Origin of the sequence: Luteibacter flocculans (genome assembly GCF_023612255.1) — a bacterium.
In the GTDB taxonomy this organism is placed as follows: domain Bacteria; phylum Pseudomonadota; class Gammaproteobacteria; order Xanthomonadales; family Rhodanobacteraceae; genus Luteibacter; species Luteibacter flocculans.
In genome coordinates this window covers 3457729-3472682 of sequence record NZ_CP063231.1, presented here as the reverse complement: position 1 = coordinate 3472682, position 14954 = coordinate 3457729, and the positions used below count along the sequence as shown (strand labels likewise).

Here is a 14954-nt window from a genome sequence, read left to right as displayed (position 1 = left end):
CGCTTGAATGGGAATCTTCTTACAAGGCAGGCTTAGTCTGGTAGGGGGTAGGTATTACTACGATGTCTCGTTGCATGCCCCGACCGTTCCGAGAAAAGGCCTCACGGATGCATCGCCGCTACCTCCTCGGCGCTGATGCGGTCGGGATACTGGTTGCCGAAGTGCGTGCGGATGTAATTGATTACGTCGGCGATCTGCGTGTCGCTTAGGCTGGCGTCGCGCAAGAAACGATCTTCGCCTTCTGCAGCGGGCTTGAATGAGGGCATGTCTCGCCGCCCTTGGAGGATGACGGCCGCCATGTACTGCGGCGATACCAGGCGAGGATTGCCGGTCAGCGCAGGATAAGCGCCCGCGCCTCGCGCACCCTTGGCGTCGGGCATGTGGCAGCCCTGGCAGATGCTGCGATAAACCGCTTCGCCATTGGCAGCGGCAATTTTTCCACCGGCATGTCCGGCGTTGTCGGAGGACTGCGCCACCGCAACGCCTGCAACGAGCAGCATCGCGATGCAGGCCAGCGCGCATGCGCTATGTTTTGTGTGCCGGTTCATCCCATGCCTCCCGTGGCGCGCCGATGTAACCGTTCGATGGCGTCGAGCGCGGATGTCACTGCGCCTTCCTGCCAGGCCGGCAGATACGACGCGTGTTCGCCGGCCAGCACGATGCGGCCGTCCATCCGGCACAGGTTGTCGTAATGGCGCTCGCGCATTTCGTCGGACCATGCGCCGAAGCAGCCGAGGGTAAACGGCGATCGGTGCCAGCCCACCGCGATGCCGTTCTCGAATTCCTCGCGATACTGCGGGTGGATGCGGCTGCCGTAGTCCACGGCCTTGCGCACGCGTTCCTCCGGCGCCATCGCGGTGAACTCGTAAGCGTCCTGCCCCCACATATAGGCGCCCAGCAGCACGCCCTTGCCGCCGCTATGGAAACCTGTGCTGGGATAGCCGATGTTGGCGATCGGCAGATCGGTATAGGTGATGCCGCCGTAGATCTGCTCGTCGTCTTCCCAGAAGCGCCGCTTGAATTGCAGGCCCACTTTGACCGAAGCGGCATAGGGCACGGCGGCGATGGCTTCGGCCATCGCGGGCGACACGTTGATCGGCAACTGGCCGAGGATCGACAGCGGGATGGTACAGACGCACCACTGCGCGTTCGCGGAATGCGTGGTGCCTGGCGTGTCGGCATCTTCGTAGGCCACGGTGACGCCGCGATCGTCCTGCTGGATAGCGGTGACCTTGGCGCCATAGCGGATTACACCTTCCAGTTCACGACCGAATGCCTCGCCGATCCGCCCCATACCGCCGACGGGCTGGAACAAGGTGGTCTGGAACTCGTAGATTTCCCCGGCCACCAGGTACTGCCACAGGCGCGAACCGAGCACGTCCGTCAATTGCAGTGGCGTGGAAGGTGACGGCCTGGCAGACAGTCCGCCACCGGCGTCGCGATCGTAGCCGCGCCGGTTGCTGCTGGTCTCACCGCGCGCGTAGGCGAACTGTCGGTCCAGCGCGCCCCATTCGCGGAGCGATTCCAGCAGGCGTTCCTGATCCTCCTTGCTCACGCTCTGGTCCAACTTCGCCTGCTGCGTGCTCTTGGCCAACAGTTCGGCGACATGGCCGCGGTAGTCGGCATTGATCTCGCGATAGCGTTGCGGCTTGCCGCCGAACGCATCGGCGCTGTGCAGATACGCGTTGTGGTTGACCTGCACGAAGGGCTCCAGCGCCACGCCGAGCTTCCTGCAATACGACAGGATGCCGTGATGGTGATAAGGCAGGCGCCACGGTCCGGGGTTGAGATACAGCCCGTCATCGAATTGGCAGTGCTGGGTAAATCCACCCAGTTCGGTGAAGCGATCGCCGCCGCGCAGCGACCAGTTGCGGCCGCCGGGACGGTGGTTGTATTCGAGCACCTGCACCTTGTAGCCGGCCTGACGCAACTCGTAGGCGGCCACCATGCCGGCAATGCCGGCGCCAAGCACCAGAACCGATGCGCCGCGCGGCGCTTCTTGCAGCGTCGGTGTACCACGAAACGGCGACTCGGTCGCCAGACCCAAACTGCTCATCGCCTGGTACATCGCCGCGCCACCCGCGGTGGCGCCAATCATGCGCAGCAGGTCGCGCCGCCTCATGCTGCGCGGCGCATCGCCTCCGCGCGAAGAAACCTCGTCGTGCATCGATCACCTCTGACCTTGAATCCGGAATGCCGCACATGGCCCCTCCGCGCGTGCGGCGCGGAGGGGGTGCCGTCAGAAGCGGTAGGCGACCTTGCCGTACCAGTAGCGGCCGTTGAAGCCGAAGGGCGACAGCGAGGAGTACTGCAAGCCATCGGCGCGGTCTTCGTACACGTTGGCCAGCGACGCCTTGGTCGGATACTGGTTGGTGACGTTGTCCACGCCCACGGTGAAGGTCCATGCCTGCCACGCATATCTGCCGGAAAGATCGAGCAGCCATCGCGCGGCGAACTTCTGGTCCTGGCTGCCGTCGTCGGCGTCACCGCGGCGGATCACCGAGCCATACCGCGTGAGGTTCGCATGCACACCAAAACCGTTCAGTTCCCAGTCGCCGCCGAACACGTACTTGGTGCGCGGGGTGGACGAGGTCAGCAAGCCTTCGCTGGCACGGCCAAATGCCGGTGTGGAAACTTCCAGTACCTTGGTCTTGTTGTAGTTGCCGCTGGCCGTGAGGTTGAGTTGGCCCCAGTCAGTCAGGTCCATGCGGTAGTCGGCGATCAGGTCGGCGCCGCGCGTGCGCGTGGTGGCGCCATTGACGAAGAACTGCGCGCCGGTGACCTGACTGTTGGGGATGTTTACCGCGATCTGATCCGAATACAGGATCGCGTGGGCCACACGGATCTGATACAGGTCGAGGGTCGCGCTGAAATCGTTCCATGGCTGCCATACCGCGCCCAGGCCATAGTTGGTCGACTTCTCCGGCTTCAGAGGCTTGGCGCCGAGTTCGATCGCCACTGGGTCCGACGTGCGATACGTGCCGATCTGCGCGAGTGTGCCGTTCTGGATCAGCGTCACGACCGATTCGTAGTTCTGCTGTGCCAGCGATGGCGCGCGGAAGCCGTTGGACGCGGTGGCGCGCAAGGCGAACGTATCAGTGAACTGATAACGCGCCGACAGCTTGCCCGAGCGCGTGGAACCGGCATCGCTATAGTGCTCGTAGCGACCGGCCAGACCCGCGGAGAGCTTGCTGGTCACATCGGTTTCCAGATCCACGTACGCCGCCTGGCTATGCCGTCCGAAGCTGCCGGCGACCTGGGGCGTCAGGCCCGGAAACACCTGTGAGCCTCCCGCATACGGCGTGGTGGTGCCGGGGATCAGCGTAGCGGGCTCGAAGAAGTAGGAGTCCGGATCGCCGGATTCGATGTCATAGGTTTCCTTGCGGTATTCCGCGCCGAACGCCACTGTCACCGGATTGGGCAGGAAGCCGATGTGCACGTCCTTGCTCAGGTCCAGGTTCGCGACGCTCTGCTTGTTGCGGAACGTGCCGGCGTTGAAATACGTCGGCGAATAGCCTTGCGTGTAGTACAGGTTGGTGTTGACGCTGTTGGCGATGTCGAACCCCAGGTTGTTCTCGCCATGATCGGCCGAAAAGTCCCAGTGCCAGCCGCCGTCCGTGGTACCGCGCACGCCCAGTACCGCGGCGATGTCGTTGCTGTGATTGACGATCTGCGGCAGGAATCCGTTCGGGTAGATCTCCGGCACGTTGCGCGCGGAGTCGTAGGCGCGGTAGTAGCCGTTGGAGGTGACATCGCGTTTGCTGCCATTGAGGTAACCGTACAGTTCGACGCCGTGCGCGATGTCGTAGCCGAAGTTGAGCAGCAACTGGTACGTCTTCACCGCCGGGTCGCCATAGCGCTCGTATGGGATACCGGAAGGGTTCGGGGCGCCGGCGAGCGTGGTGGACTTGTCGCGGTTCTCTGCGCGATTGGTGTTCATGGTGTTCTGGTAATTCCACGCCACGCGCATCCAGCCGGGCGCGCTGCCTTCAGGGCCGCCGAGCGGTATCCCCATGCTGCCCTGCACGCCGTTCTGCGCGCCGTCGCCCTTGTCCATGATGCCGCCGCTGGCGGTGATGCTGTTGCCGCCTGCGGCGCCGCCTCGCTTGAGCACGACGTTGATCACGCCAGCGATGGCGTCGGAGCCATACTGCGCCGCGGCGCCGTCGCGCAGCACTTCGATGTGGTCGATCGCGGCGATCGGAATGGAATTGAGGTCCACCGGTGCCGAGCCGCGGCCGACCGATGAGTTGTAATTGACCAGACTGGTCGTGTGATACCGCTTGCCGTCCACCAGCACCAGTACCTGGTCGGGCGACATGCCGCGCAGGCTGGCAGGCCGAATCGCGTCGTTGCCGTCGTTGATAGCGGGGCGGGGGAAGTCCAGCGACGGGAGCAGGGTGCTCAGGGCGCTGGCGAGATCCGTACTGCCGGTGGCATTGAGATCCGCGGGGCTCAGTACGTCGATCGGTGCGAGGGATTCGGACGCGGTGCGGTCGGTGCTTCGTGTTCCGGTGACGACGACTTGCTGGAGCAGCTTGGCTTTTTCGGGCGTGACCGTGTCGGCGGTCGGCGTGTCGTCGGCCCAGGCTACCGAGGCGGCGAGGGCATGCATCAAGCAAAGGGGTAGCAGCGCGACCGCCGGCAGGCGTCGCTTGAGTCGTCTGGTCATGGATGGGTTCCCCGGTCAGGCAGTCAGTAGAAAAGGCTCCTAGGCTGGATCTGCGTCGCAGCATGGTTCCCCCCAACTGCGACACTTCGAGGCTAAGCGCGGATGTTGCAGTGCGTCAACATCTAGCTATCTGGCCGTCATTACGCTGTAATCGTTGGCCCGGTCCGGTTTTGCATTGCGACAAAATCTCGCTCGACTACGGGCTTCGGCTTGGCGGGCCGAGCACAGGTGGGTAGCGCCGGCTGAGCGCGCTGTTTAATTCGAATCCCCAACGCGAAAAGCCCCCGCATGCGGGGGGCTTCTCATGTCGACCCGCGTTGCCGCGGATCAGGTCATTGCGCGTTCGCTCTCACAAGCTGAGCAAATAATGCTCGCCGTCCTCAGCGATTCGCATGCAGCGCATGCTTCAGATCGCGCATCTGATCGTGGCCGGCCTTCACAGACACATAAGCCTCATTGATCAACGAGCGCGTGCCGGCGGTGACGTCGTTGTCCTTCATGGCGTCTTCGTACTTCGCCTTGATGTGATCTTCGCCGCGCTCGACTTCGTCGACGATGGCGGTGTCGTCCTTCGAGCTCATCTTCGCGCGCAGTTCCACGAACATGCGGTGAGCCTTGGCGAGGATCGTGCCGTCGTCTTCCGGCGTGCCACCGAGCGAACGAACCTGCTGCTGCAGGGTCTGCACCACCTGACGGCGTTCCGCGGCGCGCTGCTGGAAGGTTGCAGCGTAGCGAGTGTTCTCGGCGTCCTTGGCGGCTTCGCCGTAACCTTCGGCGCTATCGATGGTGGTTTCGATGAGGGAATTGAGAACCTTGAGATCGTGGTCGGTGCTGGTCATCGTCGTGAGCTCCTGTTGACTCGTGGGGAATGTTTCGCGGAGACCAGCTTCGAGGTTGAGAAGGGCACGAACCGTGAAGAGGACGTGGCATCGTTCACCACACGTGGCGTTCATTCATTCATGCGACGTCGGCGCATACTTAACGATCACGCAGCCAGTACGGAGTTTCCATGCCATCGAATCGACGCGCCCTCGTTACCGGCGCTTCCGCCGGCATCGGCGAAGCCTTCGCGCGCGAACTCGCCCGTCGTGGTCACGACCTGGTGCTCACGGCACGTCGTGCCGATCGGCTCGAAGCATTGGCGCAGGAGCTGCGCGATCGCCACGCGATAGAAGCCATCGTCGCGCCGCTCGATCTCGCAAGGCCGGACGGTCCGGAAGCCCTGGTCGCGGCGCTCGAGGCCCAGGGGCTGACGATCGACGTGCTGGTCAACAACGCGGGCTACGGCGTGCCTGGCTATTTCAACGAGCAGCCGTGGTCCACCCATGCCGCGTTCATCCAGGTGCTGATGACGGCACCCACCGAGCTTGCCTATCGGCTGTTGCCGGGGATGAAAGCGCGTGGCTATGGGCGCATCGTCAACGTCGCGTCGCTTGCGGGGCACGTGCCCGGGTCGGCAGGGCATACGCTCTACGCGGCGTCGAAGGCGTATCTCATCAAGTTTTCCCAGTCGCTGGCGCTGGAAGGCAAGGGCACGGGGGTGCATACCACCGCGGTCTGCCCCGGCTTCACCTATTCGGAGTTCCACGACGTGACCGGTTCACGCAACCTGGTATCGAAAATGCCGGCCTTCATGTGGATGGATGCGCTTACGGTGGCGCGCCAGGGGCTGGATGCGGTGGATGCCGGGACGGCCGTGTACGTCAACGGCGGGGTGAACCGCGCGATCAAGACGTTGTTTAAGCTGCTCCCCGATGGCCTGGCCCTGAAAATGATCGAGCGGCAGGGGCGGCGCTTCCGGACTGGGGCGCACACCGGCTAGCGCGCCACCCGTGACCTCTGGCATAGGCCCCGCCGACCGCCGGGGGCTAGCCTCGTCCGGTTTGCGGTGCTTTCCGCACCGCCCTGCCGCCACGGGGACCATCGATGTCGACCAAACGCAATGCGGTGCTTAGCGGCGCCGTCCTTCTTGGACTGATCGGGGCATCCGCCTCGGCCCAGACCGTCACCACCGACGACTACCGCCGCGCGGACTCGTTCCTGCCGAACAACACGATGCCGCTCGTGGATCACTCGGTCCAGCGCGTCACCTGGATCGATGGCAGCCACTTCTGGTATCGCGACCACGACAAGAACGGCGATCAGTTCCTCAAGGTGGACGCCGCGACCGGCGAAGCCACCCGCGCGTTCGACCGCGACAAGGTCGCCGCCGCGCTCTCCGCCGCCACGGGCAAGAAGATCGACGCGGCCAAGCTGCCCGTCAGTGGCTTCGTCGTGCGTCCCGACGACGGCCTCGACATCACCTCGGGTGGCAAGCGTTACGTTTGCGACAAGGCCATCGGCAAGTGCGAACTCGCCGCCGCGAAGAAAGACGCCAAGGGCCAGTCGCTCGGCCAGGAGCCGGGCCTGAAGTCGCCTGACGGCAAGTCCGAGGCCTTCATTCGCGACTGGAATCTCTGGGTGCGCGATATCGCTACGGGTGCGGAAACGCAGCTCACCACCGACGGCATCAAGGACTACGGCTACGCCACCGACAATGCCGGCTGGAAGCACACCGACGAGGCCATCCTCGTCTGGTCGCCGGATTCGAAGAAGATCGCCACGTTCCAGCAGGACCAGCGCAAGACCGGCGAGATGACGCTGGTCAGCGTCAACGTCGGCCATCCGAAGGTGGATACGTGGAAGTACCCGCTGCCGGGCGACAAGGATGTAACGATGATCGAGCGCGTCGTCATCGACGTGCCGACGAAGAAGGTCGTGCGCTTCAAGATGCCGCCCGACCAGCACCGTTCCACCATTTGCGACGACGTGTCGTGCAGCCCTGGCGTATGGGACGACGTGCGTTGGTCTGCCGACGGCAAGAGCATTGCCTTCGTGTCCACGGCACGCGACCACACGCATGAGTGGTTCCGCGTTGCCAACCCGGAGACGGGTGACGTGCGCACCGTATTCGAAGAACAGGCCAAGACCTACTTCGAAGGCGGCAACGACATGGCCAACTGGCAGTACGTGCCGGAAACCGACGAGGTGATCTGGTTCTCCGAACGGAGCAACTGGGGCCACCTCTACATGTACAGCCTGAAGACCGGCAAGCTGGAACACGCGATTACCTCGGGTGATTGGAACGTCACCCAGGTGCTTCATATCGATCCGAAGACCAAGACGATCTGGTTCCGTGGTGTGGGTCGCGAGAAGGGCGTCGATCCGTATTACCAGCAGTTCTACAAGGTAGGTTTCGACGGCAAGGACCTGACGCTGCTGACGCCGGAAAACGCCGATCACAGCGTATCCATGTCGAAGGACGGCACGTACTTCTTCGATTCGTATTCGACCATCGACACGCCGCCTGTCGCGGTGGTGCGTCGTGCCGATACGGGTGCCACGGTGAAGGAAGTCGCCCGGGCCGACATCTCGCGGCTGAAGGCGAAGGGTTGGGTGCCGCCGACTGCATTCACGGTGAAGGCGCGCGACGGCAAGACCGATCTCTACGGACAGATGTTCAAGCCGACGAACTTCGATCCGTCGAAGAAGTATCCGCTCGTGGTCTACATCTATCCCGGTCCGCAGACCGGCTCGGTGCGTACGCGCAGCTTCATTCCGTCGCACGGTGACAACCAGGCGCTGGCCGAACTCGGCTTCGTCGTGGTCGCCGTGGACGGCATGGGTACGCCGTGGCGCTCGAAGGCGTTCCACGACGCCTATTTCAAGAACATCGGCGACAACACGCTTCCCGACCAGGTCGCCGCAGTGAAGCAACTGGTGAAGAAGTACACCTGGCTCGACGGCGATCGCGTCGGTATCTGGGGGCATTCCGGTGGCGGCAACGCCACGGCCACGGCGATGTTCCGCTATGCCGACGTCTTCAAGGTCGGCATCTCCGAGTCCGGCAATCACGACAACCGCAACTACGAGGACGATTGGGCCGAGAAGTGGCAGGGCCTGCTGGTCATGGACAAGGATGGCAAGTCCAACTACGACGACCAGGCGAACCAGAAGTGGGTCTCGGGCCTCAAAGGCCACCTGATGCTCGCCCACGGCACCTCGGACGACAACGTACCGCCGTACGAAACCCTGCTCGTCGTGGACGCGCTGATCAAGGCCAACAAGGACTTCGACCTGGTCATGATCCCGAACGCGCATCACGGCTACGGCGCGGCAACGCAGTACATGACGCGTCGCCGCTGGGATTACTTCGTGCGCTATCTCAAGGGCGAAACGCCACCGAAGGAATTCGAGCTGACGTCGATGACGCCTCCGGGCGGTTGATGAGAAACCCCCGCTGCGAAGCGGGGGTTTTTTCTTTGCGTCATGCGGTGACCGGCACGAAGTGCATGGCCGCTGCGTTCATGCAGTAACGCAAGCCTGTGGGATCGGGACCGTCGTCGAACACGTGGCCCAGGTGGGCATCGCATCGCGCGCAGTTCACCGCGGTGCGTTCTTCGATGAGGCTGCGGTCGGTCTTCTGCACGATGTTCCGTTTCGAGATCGGCTGCCAGAAGCTCGGCCAGCCGGTGCCGGAATCGAACTTCGTGGCTGAGTCGTACAGCGCCGTGTCGCAGCCGATGCAGCGGTAGATGCCGTTGTCGTGGCGGTCCCAGCCTTCGCCGGTATACGGCGGCTCGGTGCCTTCGTGGCGTGTCACGTAATACGACTTCGTGCTCAGCTTGGCCTTCCATGCGTCGTCGGTCAGCACGACGCGAGGCTGCACGCAGGTACCCAGCGGCTTCTTGTCGTTACCGAAGCAGTCGAGCGTCACGTTGCCGCCTTTCGGAGCGGGTGCATCGGCGGCCATGGCGGGTCGCGTGGCGCGCAGGATGAAGGGCAGGGACGCGGAGGCGGCCACCGTGGCGGCCAGTACCCCCAGGAAACGACGGCGATCGGGATCGTTGCGCATGTGGCCTCCGGAAGCAGGGAGGCCCCGGGATGATCCGGGGCCTTCCCATCAGACCGTTCGGGGCGCGTTTCCCTTACGCGAGGTTCGCGTCAGTCGTTCACCCAGTGGCAGCGGCGCTCGGTCGTATAGCTGGCGTTCTTGTCCTGGTGGTTCTTCTGGATCTGGTTGCCGGCGTAGCCGCCGCCGACCGCACCCGCGACCGTAGCGAGGGTCTTGCCCTTGCCGCCACCGACCTGATTGCCGAGCAGGCCGCCCGCGACGGCGCCCACGCCGGTGCCGATCAGGCGGTTGTCGTCCTTCGAATTGATCTGCTTCACGCGCACGTTCTCGCAGACCTGATGCTGGCTGCGACGGGACTGGGCCTCGGCCGGCGGCGTGGAAAAGGCTGCCGCGCTGGCAAGAGCGATGGCGGCGGTGGCGAGCAGTGTGCTCTTCATGGCAGGTCCTCCTTATCAGTGGCCTCAAGGGATACCGCCGACCTCGTGACGGAGGGGTCAATCCGGGGCTCTGGGGCCGGTCGCGTCGACATCGCGTATGGCCGCGGTTTAATTGGCGTACCGCGCGCCTCCGCCACGGCCTCGGTCAGCTCGGCCCCCAGAAGCAGGATCAGCGCTGAGTAATAGACCCAGACCAGCAGCACCACCACGCCACCGGCCGGGCCGTACGGGCCGCCCACATTGCTGCGGTCCAGATAGATGGCGATGGCGAACTTGCCCACGGCGAAGAGCAGGGCGGTCAGGGTGGCGCCCACCATGGCATCGCGCCATTCAATGATCGCGTCGGGCAAGACCTTGTAGATCGCGCCGAAGACCAGCACGAACACCACCAGCGAGATCAGGATCTCCAGCAATTGCCAGCCCGTGGTGCCGCCGCGGACGAACACGGCAATCAGCGCACTGGCGGAGAACGAGATCACCAGCAGGAACGCCAGCGACAGCAGCAGGCCCAGCGCATGCAGGCGGGCGCGGAGCCAGTCCAGCACCGCCCCCTTCGTGGACTTGGGGCGCGGTTGCAGGCTCCATACGCGGTTCAAGGCGCCCTGGAGCTGGGTGAACACGGCCGAAGCGCCCACCAGCGTCACGCCCAGGCCAATGATGCCCGCCATGCTGCCCACGCTGGGCCGCTGTTTGGCGTTCTCGATGACCAGCCGCACACCTTCCGACGCCCGCGGCCCGACCAGACCGGTCAGGCCATCCACCAGTTGCGCCTGCCATTCCGGCCGCAGCGAAGCGACCACCCAGAGCAGCAACACCAGCAGCGGCGCAAAGGACAGCGCGGAATAGAAGGCGAGCGCCGCCGCCCGGGTCATCAGCTCATCGTCGCTGAAGCCTCTGGCGGTCGTCCGGATCACCCGCCACACCTGTTTCACCGTCGCATGCACGCCATCGCTCCGCTTCGTCTGCGGGGTCAGCTTCACGGCAGCTGCGCGAAAAAAGCGTGCAGCCGTCGACCCTTCGGCTCAGGCGCTCTGCGGGCGCTGGTCGTGCAGGCGTGCCACGGCCTCGGGGATTTCCGCTGCGCCCGCCACCTCGATCACGCGTTCGCCCATGGCGAAGTCCGCCACCAATTCATGTGCCCAGGTGCTGTGGTAGGGCATGTACACGCCCGATCCGCCCAGCGCGACCACCGGTGCGATGTCGGACTTGAGCGAATTGCCCACCATTGCGAAACGGTCCGGCGTCACGGCCAGCTCGGCGAACAGCCTCGTGTAGGCGGCCGTATCCTTCTCGGAGACGATCTCGATGCGATGGAAGATGTCGGCCAGGCCGCTGCGGGCGACCTTGTATTCCTGATGGAACAGATCGCCCTTGGTGATCAGCACCACACGATGCCGGGACGCCACGGCTGTCACGGCCTCGCGGATGCCGGGCAGCAGGTCCACGGGATGGGCCAGCACGTCCTTGCCGAGCCGCACGATGCGGTGAATGTCCTTCGCCTCGATCCGGCCGTCCGTGAGTTCGATGGCCGATTCGATCATCGACAAGGCCATGCCTTTCGCGCCGTAGCCGAACAAGGCGATGTTGTTCTTCTCCGTGGCGAGCAGGGCGTCGTGCAGACCGTGGCCTTCCAGATCCACGTAGCGGCCCAGGATCGCCTCGAATTCGCGTTGGGCCGCGTCGTAGAACTCCTGGCTGCGCCAGAGCGTGTCGTCGCCATCGAAGCCGACAAGATCGATCATGCTGTCAATGCCCTAAGGGGAAACCGCGAAGACTGGCGCGAAAGACGCTCGCGCACAAGGCGCACGTGGGGGCGCCCTGGTGGTGAAGCTTGCTGGTGGGAGCCAGCCTGCTGGCGATGGGATACTTGCCTCGCTGCTACACCGCTTCGTTGGCTTATCGCCACCAGGGTGGCTCCCACCCCTGCATCTGACTCTCCGCAAAAAAAGGCCTGGGGGATACCCAGGCCTTCTTGGTGTCGTTTGATCGACGGCTTTAGAACGCGATGCTGGTCTTCAGACCGAGGATGAACGCGTCGTCGTTCTGCTTGCTGCCGCCCGGATCCTTGATGTATTGCAGGTTCGGACGGATCGCGATCGAGGGGATCGGCGACCAGCTATAGAACACTTCGGCCACCTTCTCGTAACCGTCGTTGACGATGCCTTCCTGGCCCGGATGCGTCGCGTTGAACAGACGCTGGTTGCGTGCGGCATAACCGTTTGCATGCGAACCGCCGAGCGCCGCGCCGATGAAATCGTTCGGGCGATCGAAGATGCCCTTGTATTCCATGCCGAGGGCGATCTGGTTGTTGGTCGCCGAGGTCGCGTGGTCCGCAGACGTGATGTTGAGGAACACCGTGGCGCCCTTGCCACCGGCATCGCCCGTCACCTGCTGCTGGAAGGTGATCCACGCGCCCTTGCGCGAGTCGTGCTGCAACGGCTCGCCACCGGCGACGGCCAGCGGCTGGTGATCCTGATTGAGGTACAGGTCGTCACCCTTCGAGGTGTTGTACCAGACGCCAGCGCGATACGAACCCGGAAGGCCGTTGATCGTCGGCTTCCAGCCGAATTCCAGCGGAATCAGCGCGCCGGTCGTGCCACCCGGGAAGTTCGGCTTGAGGCCGTTGTGACGTGCATAGGAGTCGTCGACATACTTCGGATTGACCTGGTACGCGGCGATCTGCACGAAGGTGTCCGTCGTGGTGTTGAACTTGACCACGGTAGCCCACTGGCTGGTCGGCCAGTTGACCCAGTAGTCGCCCACGATGTTGCCGGGCTGCGCGCCGCAGAACGTGAGGTTCTGGAAGTCGCACGAGAACTGGTTGATGTCCTCACCGACCGGCAGGCGGCCGAGTTTCCAGGTGAGGCGATCGTCGAAGAATTTCTGCTCCAGCGAGAACACCGTGAGGTGCCAGGTCTGGCCGCGGCCGTAGACTTCCTGAATCAGCTGATTGTTGCCGATGTTGGCGTCCGCACCGATGTTGCGACCGTTACGGTCGGTGATGATCATCTTGAACGTGGCGCCGTGCCAACCCCACAGCTTGTCCAGATCGAACGCGCTGCCGAATTTCCACTGGTCGGTGTATCGCGTGATATTGCGATCGCCACCGGAATAGTTGTGCGCCGCTTCGAAGCCGTAGCCGAAGTCGAACGTGATGCCCTTGTCTTCGAGCCGCGTACGCTCCCCGTTCCAGTCTCCGAACAGGTACTTGCTTCCGGCGGCGTCGTCGGCGTGGGCGACGGTGGTGCCGAGAGCGAGGCACGCGAGCATCGCACCGGCAAGCGGACGCTTGATGAATTGTTTGCGCATTGACCCTTCTCCCTGAATGAAAAATTATGCTTTTTCGTACTTCGCTTTTGATTATCTAAGTTGCAACGCACAACACGATTGCTGCGCACAACCGGCGCATCATAGTGTTTTTGTCTGACTAATGGGTGGGCATCGCAAATTCCGCACCCGCGCTTTCGTCGTGGTTCAGCCAACGCTGTGTAACGGCCTTCTGACGCGTGTAGAAACGCACGGATTCCGGGCCGTGGGCGTGGTGGTCCCCCATCAGGCTCTTCTTCCAGCCCCCGAAGCTGTGGAAGGCCATCGGAACGGGAATGGGCACGTTGATCCCGATCATGCCCACCTGAACGCGGTGCGCGAATTCGCGGGCTACCTGGCCATCGCGCGTAAAGATCGCCGTGCCGTTGCCGAATTCGTGCTCATCGACCAGCTTCAATGCACTTGCAAAGTCCGGAACGCGCACGATGCACAGCACGGGACCGAAAATTTCCTCTTTGTAGATGCGCATCGCAGGGGTCACGCGATCGAACAGCGTGCCGCCGACGAAAAATCCTTGCTCGCAACCAGCGACGCGATGGCCACGGCCATCCACGACCAGTTCGGCACCGGCGGCGACGCCGTCGTCGATGTAGCCGGTAATGCGGTCGCGATGGATGCCCGTCACCACCGGGCCCATCTCCACATCCGCATCGAGACCATGACCGATACGCAAGGCCTTCACTCGCGGTGCGAGTTTGGCGACGAGCGCATCGGCGGTCGCGTCGCCTACTGCGACGGCGACGGAGATCGCCATGCAGCGTTCACCCGCGGCGCCGTAACCGGCGCCCATCAAGGCGTCGGCGGTCTTGTCGAGATCGGCGTCCGGCATCACGATCATGTGGTTCTTCGCGCCGCCCAAGGCCTGGACGCGCTTGCCCTTGGCGCAGCCGCGTGCATAGATGTATTCGGCGATCGGGGTGGAGCCGACGAAGCTCACCGCGCGCACGCGGTCATGATCGAGTAGCGCGTCTACCGCCGTCTTGTCGCCATGCACGACATTGAACACGCCGTCAGGCAGGCCGGCTTCCTTCAGCAGCTTCGCCAGTTCCACGGCCAGGGTCGGATCGCGTTCCGACGGTTTCAGTACGAAGGTGTTGCCGCAGGCAATCGCCATGGGGAACATCCACATCGGGACCATGGCCGGGAAATTGAACGGTGTGATGCCGGCGCACACGCCGAGTGCCTGGCGCATCGTCCACGCGTCGATACCATTCGCGATCTGCTCGGTGTATTCGCCCTTGAGCAGTTCGGGGATGCCGCACGCGTACTCGACCACTTCCAATCCGCGGACCAGTTCGCCCTTCGCATCGGAAAGCACCTTGCCGTGCTCGGCGACGATGATGCGAGCAAGACGGTCCATATCGCGCTCGATCAGTTCCTTGAAGCGGAACATCACACGCGCACGTTTGAGCGGTGGCGTTTGCGACCAGGCGAAGAACGCGTCGTGCGCGGCACGCACTGCGGTATCGACATCGGCGGGGGAGGCCAGATCGACCTCGGCGGCGGGCACGCCGCGTGCCGGATCGTAGACGGGCGCGGTACCCGCAGGCGAGCCGAGGTAAGGCTTGCCGGCGATGAAGTGGCCGATGCGGGGAAGATTCTGGTTCGAGGGTTGGGCAGACAT

Annotated in this window: 12 protein-coding genes; 2 read left to right on the top strand and 10 right to left on the bottom strand. The window is 63.7% G+C overall.

Annotation, left to right across the window (positions count from 1 at the left end; all coding sequences use genetic code 11):
• Nucleotides 1-101: 101 nt before the first annotated feature.
• From IM816_RS15130 to IM816_RS15115, 4 genes are all read right to left on the bottom strand, one after another.
• A complete protein-coding gene (locus IM816_RS15130) occupies nt 102-548 on the bottom strand; it encodes a c-type cytochrome (protein ID WP_250338716.1) in 447 nt (148 codons plus the stop codon).
• Nucleotides 545-2122 carry a flavin monoamine oxidase family protein gene (locus IM816_RS15125; RefSeq protein ID WP_250340780.1) on the bottom strand — a complete coding sequence of 526 codons (1578 nt, stop codon included), beginning with the start codon at nt 2120-2122 and terminating at the stop codon, nt 545-547. The genes IM816_RS15130 and IM816_RS15125 overlap by 4 nt, the downstream gene beginning before the upstream one ends.
• Before the next feature lie 117 nt (nt 2123-2239).
• The gene (locus IM816_RS15120) at nt 2240-4615 is read right to left on the bottom strand and encodes a TonB-dependent receptor plug domain-containing protein (RefSeq protein WP_425602648.1); all 2376 of its coding nucleotides are present in this window, start codon (nt 4613-4615) and stop codon (nt 2240-2242) included.
• A gap of 437 nt (nt 4616-5052) precedes the next feature.
• Nucleotides 5053-5511 carry a PA2169 family four-helix-bundle protein gene (locus IM816_RS15115; RefSeq protein WP_072322009.1) on the bottom strand — a complete coding sequence of 153 codons (459 nt, stop codon included), beginning with the start codon at nt 5509-5511 and terminating at the stop codon, nt 5053-5055.
• Between the two features lie 170 nt (nt 5512-5681).
• Here IM816_RS15115 and IM816_RS15110 point away from each other — a divergent pair, with 170 nt between their 5' ends.
• Together IM816_RS15110 and IM816_RS15105 are read left to right on the top strand one after the other, a co-directional pair.
• Entirely contained in the window at nt 5682-6494 is an 813-nt protein-coding gene (locus IM816_RS15110; RefSeq protein WP_250338715.1) for an SDR family NAD(P)-dependent oxidoreductase, read from the top strand.
• Between the two features lie 104 nt (nt 6495-6598).
• Nucleotides 6599-8938, top strand: a complete 2340-nt coding sequence (locus tag IM816_RS15105; RefSeq protein ID WP_250338714.1) for a S9 family peptidase — start codon at nt 6599-6601, stop codon at nt 8936-8938.
• A 40-nt stretch (nt 8939-8978) separates the two neighbouring features.
• On the opposite strand, the gene msrB is transcribed toward IM816_RS15105, so the two are convergent.
• The 6 genes from msrB to IM816_RS15075 form a co-directional block, all read right to left on the bottom strand.
• Entirely contained in the window at nt 8979-9566 is a 588-nt protein-coding gene (gene msrB, locus IM816_RS15100; RefSeq protein ID WP_250338713.1) for a peptide-methionine (R)-S-oxide reductase MsrB, read from the bottom strand.
• 89 nt (nt 9567-9655) lie between these two features.
• Entirely contained in the window at nt 9656-10003 is a 348-nt protein-coding gene (locus IM816_RS15095) for a glycine zipper 2TM domain-containing protein (protein WP_072322005.1), read from the bottom strand.
• Nucleotides 10000-10983: a YihY/virulence factor BrkB family protein gene (locus IM816_RS15090; RefSeq protein ID WP_250338712.1), complete on the bottom strand. Its 984-nt coding sequence runs from the start codon at nt 10981-10983 to the stop codon at nt 10000-10002. Before IM816_RS15090 ends, IM816_RS15095 begins: the two co-directional genes overlap by 4 nt.
• Nucleotides 10984-11025: 42 nt before the next feature.
• Nucleotides 11026-11745, bottom strand: coding sequence for an HAD family hydrolase (locus tag IM816_RS15085; RefSeq protein ID WP_250338711.1), 720 nt, complete (start codon nt 11743-11745; stop codon nt 11026-11028).
• A gap of 253 nt (nt 11746-11998) precedes the next feature.
• Nucleotides 11999-13312 (bottom strand): carbohydrate porin, encoded by a 1314-nt coding sequence (locus IM816_RS15080; RefSeq protein WP_072322003.1) that lies wholly within the window; start codon nt 13310-13312, stop codon nt 11999-12001.
• Between the two features lie 118 nt (nt 13313-13430).
• The gene (locus tag IM816_RS15075; RefSeq protein ID WP_250338710.1) at nt 13431-14954 is read right to left on the bottom strand and encodes a CoA-acylating methylmalonate-semialdehyde dehydrogenase; all 1524 of its coding nucleotides are present in this window, start codon (nt 14952-14954) and stop codon (nt 13431-13433) included.

Coding starts and splice junctions, on each gene's coding strand:
- IM816_RS15130 (WP_250338716.1), bottom strand. CDS start 548: ATGAACCGGCACACAAAACATAGCGCATGCGCGCTGGCCTGCATCGCG.
- IM816_RS15125 (WP_250340780.1), bottom strand. CDS start 2,122: ATGAGGCGGCGCGACCTGCTGCGCATGATTGGCGCCACCGCGGGTGGC.
- IM816_RS15120 (WP_425602648.1), bottom strand. CDS start 4,615: ATGCATGCCCTCGCCGCCTCGGTAGCCTGGGCCGACGACACGCCGACC.
- IM816_RS15115 (WP_072322009.1), bottom strand. CDS start 5,511: ATGACCAGCACCGACCACGATCTCAAGGTTCTCAATTCCCTCATCGAA.
- IM816_RS15110 (WP_250338715.1), top strand. CDS start 5,682: ATGCCATCGAATCGACGCGCCCTCGTTACCGGCGCTTCCGCCGGCATC.
- IM816_RS15105 (WP_250338714.1), top strand. CDS start 6,599: ATGTCGACCAAACGCAATGCGGTGCTTAGCGGCGCCGTCCTTCTTGGA.
- msrB (WP_250338713.1), bottom strand. CDS start 9,566: ATGCGCAACGATCCCGATCGCCGTCGTTTCCTGGGGGTACTGGCCGCC.
- IM816_RS15095 (WP_072322005.1), bottom strand. CDS start 10,003: ATGAAGAGCACACTGCTCGCCACCGCCGCCATCGCTCTTGCCAGCGCG.
- IM816_RS15085 (WP_250338711.1), bottom strand. CDS start 11,745: ATGATCGATCTTGTCGGCTTCGATGGCGACGACACGCTCTGGCGCAGC.
- IM816_RS15080 (WP_072322003.1), bottom strand. CDS start 13,312: ATGCGCAAACAATTCATCAAGCGTCCGCTTGCCGGTGCGATGCTCGCG.
- IM816_RS15075 (WP_250338710.1), bottom strand. CDS start 14,954: ATGTCTGCCCAACCCTCGAACCAGAATCTTCCCCGCATCGGCCACTTC.